Genomic DNA, 6091 nt, shown 5'->3' with positions numbered 1-6091 from the left:
TGCCGCATTGCCGCACCATGAATTGAGGAGTACCACTTGAAACGCAGTCTCTGGCCTCGGGCCGCACCCGCTCCCGCCGCAACGCAGCTGCGTGGCCTGGCAGGCGCCGTGCTGGCCGGCCTGGGCCTGTGGCTCGGTGGTGGCGCACAGGCCCAGACCCATGCCGAGCTCGAGGCCATGTCGCAGCGCTGGGCCGATGCCGCGCTGCACAGCGATTCCAGTGCCGGCTTGCCGCTGCGCCTGCAGGTGCAGATCGGCAAGCTCGACTCGCGCCTGCAGCTCGCGGCCTGCGCCAAGGTCGAACCCTATTTGCCTGCAGGCACGCGCCTGTGGGGACGCACCCGTATCGGCCTGCGCTGTCTCCAGGGCCCGCGCGCCTGGAATGTGTATCTTCCTGTAACTGTCCAGGCCTTCGGTCCGGCGTGGGTGCTCAACAACAATGTGCGTCAGGGCGATGCCCTGACGGCCGGCGATGCGTCCATCGCCGAAGTCGATTGGGCGGAGTTCGACTCCCCCGTGGCCGCGAACCAGCCCGACTGGCTGGGTCTCGAGGCCGCACGCCATCTGCAGGCGGGGCAGACGCTGCGCCAGAACATGCTGCGCCCGCCCCAGCTCTTTGCCATGGGCGCGCAGGTCAAGGTTTCGGTTTCGGGCGGTGGTTTTGCCATCGAGTCCACTGGACGCGCCATGGCGGCAGGGGCCGAAGGTGCAAATGTGCGCGTGCGCATGGATAATGGCCGCCTGGTGACAGGCGTCGTCAATGCCCAAGGCGTGGTGGAAGTGAAGTAGCCAGCACCGGCTCCAATAAATGACTAAAGTTTTTTTCGCCGGTGTCGAAACCAGTGTTACTGAGCCTCAGGCGAATGGGGCCTTGGAGAAATAAATGAAAATTGGACAAAAACCTGAGCTTCCCACTGCTGCCTTGCAGGCGGCGGCAAAGCAAGCCACCAAAACGACCGGCCCGGCTGCTGAAGAAGCGGCAAAAAGCACTCAAGTGGCGACTTCGTCCGCTGGCGTGCCTGTATCTTTTTCGAATTCCGCCAAGGCGCTCGATCCCGCACGTGCCACGACGGAGTTCGACGCCGACCGCGTCCAGGCGATGCGCGACAAAATTGCCAATGGCACGTTCAGCTTCAACGCCGAAGCCATTGCCGACAAGCTGCTGGCCAATACCGGCGAGATCCTGGCGCACTCGATGGCGGCGCGCTCGGCCTGAGGCCGATCCGTCTTTTCCATGCAACTGTCTGATTCACTGGTCCAGGCCGAAGCCGCCCTGCAGGCGCTGTCCGCAGCGCTGGTCGGCACCGACGCGGGCGCCATCGAGGCGCGCAGCGCAGACCTGCGCGACGCCTTCATGTCGCTGGCCGTGCTCAGCCAGCAGCATATGCGCAGCGGCCAGGCGCTGGATGCTGGCCTGCAGCAGCGCATCGATGCCGTGGGCAGCCAGCTTGGCCCCTTGCGCGAACAACTTGCGCGCGCCAGCGCGATGACCGGCCGCAAGGTCTCGGCCTTGCTGCCTGCGCAGTCCGGCTCCCCGACCTATGACGCGCTGTCCGGCCGTGCGCCGCGCACCAGCCCGGCGCGCATCTACCGCAGCGCAAGCTGACGTCCGCTTCTCACTTGTTTCCCATTCGCCCATAAAAAAACGCAGCTTCGAGAGCTGCGTTTTTTTATGGGGCGATGAATTCCTAATGCGCGCGCATCTTGGTGCGCAGCCGCGCAATCGCCTGGCTGTGCAGCTGGCACACGCGCGATTCGGTCACGCCCAGCACCGCCGCGATTTCCTTGAGATTCATGTCGTGTTCGTAGTACATGCCCATGATGTACTGCTCGCGCTCGGGCAAGGCCTTGATGGCTTCGACCAGCGCGCCGCGCAGCCGCTGGTCGCGCAGCAGGGCCATGGGGTCGGCGCCGTCGTCGGCCACATGGCGGTCGAGAAAGCCGTCGCTGTCGTCGCCCGGAGCGATGTCTTCGAGATAGACCAGCTGCGTGCCGCGCACCTTGCCCAGCAGCGACTGGTATTCGTCCAGCGGCATGCCCAGTTCGGACGCGATCTCCGACTCCAGCGGGCTGCGGCCCAGCTTCTGTTCAAGCCGGCGCAGCGCCTGCTCGATGTCCTTCTGGCTCTTGCGCGAGCTGCGCGACATCCAGTCGCCTTCGCGCAGTTCGTCGAGCATCGCGCCGCGTATGCGTTGCGAGGCAAAGGTCTCGAACTGCACGCCTTGCGCCACTTCGAAGCGGGTCAGCGCATCGGCCAGGCCTATCATGCCGACCTGGATCAGGTCGTCGAGCGCCACGTTGGGCGGCAGCTTCGCGATCATGTGGTGCGCGATGCGCCGAACCAGGGGTACATGCTGACGGATCAGTGCGTTCCGTTCGAGCTGGCCGTTCGCGGTATACATGGCGTTCATAGGCTCCACGCAGGTTGGGAAAAGGCAGGCGTCGATGCAAAACGGGCCGGCGTGCTCGCGGCCAGTCCGGGCGTCAGTGTGACCGCATGCGCGAGCATCAGCAATGCCAGGCGGCGCATGTCCTGCGTCGAAGCCGGGTCGGTGAGCGTGCACAGCGGCTGCATGCGCAGGTGGCGCTGCGCGCACTGGGTGAGCGAGGCCATCAATGTATCGGCATGGCGGCGGGCGAAAGGTTCGTGCGCTTCGGTCGCGGCGGCCACGATGCAGGACAGGCCGGCATGCATGGCCAAGTGCTTGATCTGGCGGTAGCTGCGTTCCATGCCGCGCGGCTGCATGTCCAGCGGCAGCAGCGGGCGCGTCGCATGGCCTTGCAGCAGCGGCGTGAGCTGTTCCACGGGCGCGTGCACGATGACCACCGCATAGCGGCGCGCATAGGTCAGCAGCGACTCCAGGCTGCCGAGCTGGCGCAGGCCGTGGGCTGCGGGCAGCGTCGCAACCGAGGCCTGGGTAGGGCGCGGGCCCATGCCCGCGGCCTGCCATGCGGGCTCGGCCAGCAGGTCGCGCAGGCCTGGTGTGGCCGCGCTCTCGGCCTGGCTGGCGTCGAGCACCAGCACCGGGTAGCCGAGCTGCTGCAATTGCGCGCTCAGCGGCCACAGCAGTCCTCCGGCCGGCGCCGTCGCCGAATAGGCGATGGCGCAGACCTGGAGTTCATGCCAGGCAGCACCGGCCTGCAGGCCGCAGCCCTGGTTGCCGTTGTCAAGCATGGCCGGGCTCCATCATTTCGCCGGCCAGGCTGGACTGGGTGAAGAAGAAGTCCAGTTCTATGGCCTTGGGATCGAACGCCGAGCGCGTCGTGGAGCGCATCGAGGCGGCGACCAGCTGATTCGCATCTGCGGCTTCCCAGTCTTCGGGAACGCGCTGGCCGTTGGTCACGCCGCACAGCTGCATCTGGTGGCGGATCAGCGTGTCAATCGAAGGGCCGAGCTTCACAGCCTCGTCGACCTTGGACAGGATCACCTGCTGGCAGCCTTCGGCCTTGAAGGCGTTGAGCACTTCGTCGTTGGAGTCGCCCTGGCTGCTCGCATTGAGCACCAGCATGCGCTGCACGCCGGGCAGGTCCAGCACTTCGAGGATGTCGTCCTTGCGCGGATCGCGGGGAGCGACGCCGGTGGTGTCGATCAGCACCATCTTCTTGTTCGCCAGCAGACCCAGCAGATCCTGCAGGGCCGCGCGGTCATGCGCCTGGTGGGCGACGATGCCCAGCATGCGGCCATAGGCGCGCAGCTGTTCATGGGCGCCCACGCGGTAGGTATCGAGCGTGATCAGGCCGACTTCGCGCGCACCATGGATGCGTGCGGCCATTGCGGCGAGCTTGGCCGTGGTCGTGGTCTTGCCGACGCCGGTGGCGCCGACCAGCGCGAACACGCCGCCCTGGTCGTAAATGGGGGCTGCCTGGGCATTGGTGCGCAGGTTGCGTTCGAGCACGTCCATCAGCCAGCGCACGGCCTGCGAGGGCGAGCTGTTGGCGGGCAGGTTTTCGAGCAGCATGCGCGACAGCGCGGGCGAGTAGCCGGCGCGAATCAGCTTGAGCATCAGGTTCGAGTGCAGCGGGCTCTGGCGCGCCTGGCCCAGCCAGGCCAGCGTGTTGAAGCGGTCTTCGATCAGCGCCTTCATCGACTGCAGCTCGTCCATCATCACCTGCGGCGCGGCGGCTGGTGCACGCGCTGCGGGCTGGCTGGTCGAGGCGCGGGCCGAGGCCTGGCGGCTCGCGGGGCGCTGGTTGGCCTTGGCGGCGCGCAGCGGGTTGTGGCGGGCCACGGCTTCGGGCGTGGGCACGGGCTCGCGGCGCAGTTCGTCGAGCTGGCGCGCGCGCTGGGCGAACGTCGGCAGCTGCTCATCTTCAAATGCGGGTTCGGCAGCGGGAGCGGCTTCGCCGTGCAGGCTCTCGTGGCGGCGGCGCAGCATGCGCTCGCGCACATAGTCCTGGAACGACAGCGTGCTCATCGCCAGCTGGGCGGCGTCGTCCTCGACGGTCTGGCGCAGCGGCGATGTCGCCGGGCTTTCGGTCGCGGCTGCAGCGGCGGGCGCCAGCGCGGCAGCGCGCGGCTTGCCCGGCGCGCGGGTTTCGTCGGCGGCGCGCTTCTCGATCGCGGCCTGCAGCGGCGAGCTGGTCGCGACGCCGCCATCGAGCTGCTCGAGCATGTCTTCGGCGGTGGCGGTCACTTCCACGCCTTCGGGCGTAGCACGGTTCGACAGGATCAACGTGCCGTCGCCGAAGGCCATGCGCGCCTTGGCCAGGGCCTCGCGCGAGGTGGGGGCAGTAAAGCGGCGGATGTTCATGCGGATGCACCTTTAAGAATGGGGCCAATGCGGATGGTGTGCGTCTCGGGAATCTCGCTGTGCGAGAGCACCTGCAGACGGGGAGCCACGCGCTTCAACAGACGGGCAATGGCGTTGCGGATCGAGTCGGGTACCAGCAGGCATGCGGGCATTCCCAGCTCTTCTTGTTTCTGGGCCACGTCGGCGGCCCGTTGTGTGAGGATTTCGGCCACGCCCGGATCGAGCGACGGTGCCGAAGGGTTGCCCAGCGCCTGCACCAGCAGACGCTCCAGGCCTGGCTCGATCGCGATCACGTTGAGTTCGCGCGTCGGGCCGTAGATCTGCTGGACGATGGCCGGCGACAGCGCAATGCGCACGCGGCGGGCCAGTTCCACGGGATCCTGGGTGAGAGGAGCATGCTCGGCCAGGGTCTCGATGATGGTGCGGATGTCGCGGATATGCACGGCGTCTTCCAGCAGCAGCTGGAGCACTTTCTGGAATGTTGAGATCGACACCATTTTCGGAACCACTTCTTCAATCAGCTTTGGAGCCTGGCGCGCCACGTGTTCCACGAGCTGCTGGGTCTCCGTGCGGCTCAGGAGCTTGGCCGCATGCACTTGCATCAAGTGTGACAAATGCGTGGCCATCACGGTTTCTGAATCAACGACGGTAAAACCCGCCATTTGTGCCGCTTCCTTCTGGCGTTCGTCTATCCAGTGGGCCGGCAGACCAAAGGCCGGGTCCGTGGTCGGCGTGCCGATCAGCGGCGTGCTGATGCCGCCCGGGTTGATCGCCAGGAACATGCCGGGGAAGGCTTCGCCTTCGGCGATGCTCACGCCGCGCAGCGTCACGCGGTAGGCGCTGGGCTTGAGTTCGAGGTTGTCGCGCACATGCACGGCCGGCGGCAGAAAGCCGACCTCTTGTGCAAACTTGCGGCGCACGCCCTTGATGCGCGTCAGCAGGTCGCCCTGGCGCTTCTTGTCGACCAGCGCGATCAGACGGTAGCCCAGCTCCAGGCCCAGCAGGTCCACGGGCTGCAGGTCATCCCAGCTGGCTTCGCCGGCATCGCCCGTCGGGGCCTGCTGCGACGCCGCGGGAGCAGCGGCCTTGGCGGCCTTCTCGGCCTGCTGGCGGCGCGACAGCACCCAGGCGCCATAGATCAGCGCGCTGCCCATGGCCAGAAAGACGAGATGCGGCATGCCGGGAATCAGGCCCAGCAGCACAAGCACGCCGCCGGTCACGCCCAGCACGCGCGGCGACATGAACAGCTGGTCGACGATCTGCCGGCCCATGTCTTCGCCCTTGCCCACGCGCGAGACCACCATGGCCGCGGCCACCGAGATCAGCAGGCCGGGAATCTG

The 6091-nt window shown here is 66.9% G+C and carries 7 protein-coding genes; 3 read left to right on the top strand and 4 right to left on the bottom strand.

Features of this window, described 5'->3' with window-relative positions:
• Positions 1-36 precede the first annotated feature (36 nt).
• From flgA to RR928_RS22470, 3 genes are all read left to right on the top strand, one after another.
• Positions 37-789 carry a flagellar basal body P-ring formation chaperone FlgA gene (gene flgA / locus RR928_RS22480; protein ID WP_442881477.1) on the top strand — a complete coding sequence of 251 codons (753 nt, stop codon included), beginning with the start codon at positions 37-39 and terminating at the stop codon, positions 787-789.
• A gap of 94 nt (positions 790-883) precedes the next feature.
• Complete coding sequence (gene flgM, locus RR928_RS22475; RefSeq protein WP_332537046.1) at positions 884-1216, top strand: flagellar biosynthesis anti-sigma factor FlgM; 333 nt, start codon at positions 884-886, stop codon at positions 1214-1216.
• Between the two features lie 18 nt (positions 1217-1234).
• Complete coding sequence (locus RR928_RS22470) at positions 1235-1606, top strand: hypothetical protein (RefSeq protein WP_332537048.1); 372 nt, start codon at positions 1235-1237, stop codon at positions 1604-1606.
• A gap of 82 nt (positions 1607-1688) precedes the next feature.
• Here RR928_RS22470 and RR928_RS22465 read toward each other — a convergent pair whose 3' ends face one another.
• The 4 genes from RR928_RS22465 to RR928_RS22450 form a co-directional block, all read right to left on the bottom strand.
• Positions 1689-2402, bottom strand: coding sequence for an RNA polymerase sigma factor FliA (locus tag RR928_RS22465; protein WP_332537065.1), 714 nt, complete (start codon positions 2400-2402; stop codon positions 1689-1691).
• Between the two features lie 5 nt (positions 2403-2407).
• Positions 2408-3175 carry a hypothetical protein gene (locus tag RR928_RS22460; RefSeq protein WP_332537050.1) on the bottom strand — a complete coding sequence of 256 codons (768 nt, stop codon included), beginning with the start codon at positions 3173-3175 and terminating at the stop codon, positions 2408-2410.
• Positions 3168-4751, bottom strand: coding sequence for a flagellar biosynthesis protein FlhF (gene flhF / locus RR928_RS22455; RefSeq protein ID WP_332537052.1), 1584 nt, complete (start codon positions 4749-4751; stop codon positions 3168-3170). The genes RR928_RS22460 and flhF overlap by 8 nt, the downstream gene beginning before the upstream one ends.
• A partial coding sequence (locus RR928_RS22450) for an FHIPEP family type III secretion protein (protein WP_332684330.1) occupies positions 4748-6091 on the bottom strand: 1344 nt, incomplete at its 5' end. The genes flhF and RR928_RS22450, both read right to left, overlap by 4 nt.

Origin of the sequence: Comamonas sp. (assembly GCF_036666375.1) — a bacterium.
Lineage (GTDB): Bacteria > Pseudomonadota > Gammaproteobacteria > Burkholderiales > Burkholderiaceae_C > Comamonas.
The sequence above is the reverse complement of the archived record's forward strand: the minus strand, read 5'-3'. Positions and strand labels throughout refer to the sequence as shown.

Coding starts and splice junctions, on each gene's coding strand:
- flgM (WP_332537046.1), top strand. CDS start 884: ATGAAAATTGGACAAAAACCTGAGCTTCCCACTGCTGCCTTGCAGGCG.
- RR928_RS22470 (WP_332537048.1), top strand. CDS start 1,235: ATGCAACTGTCTGATTCACTGGTCCAGGCCGAAGCCGCCCTGCAGGCG.
- RR928_RS22465 (WP_332537065.1), bottom strand. CDS start 2,402: ATGTATACCGCGAACGGCCAGCTCGAACGGAACGCACTGATCCGTCAG.
- RR928_RS22460 (WP_332537050.1), bottom strand. CDS start 3,175: ATGCTTGACAACGGCAACCAGGGCTGCGGCCTGCAGGCCGGTGCTGCC.
- flhF (WP_332537052.1), bottom strand. CDS start 4,751: ATGAACATCCGCCGCTTTACTGCCCCCACCTCGCGCGAGGCCCTGGCC.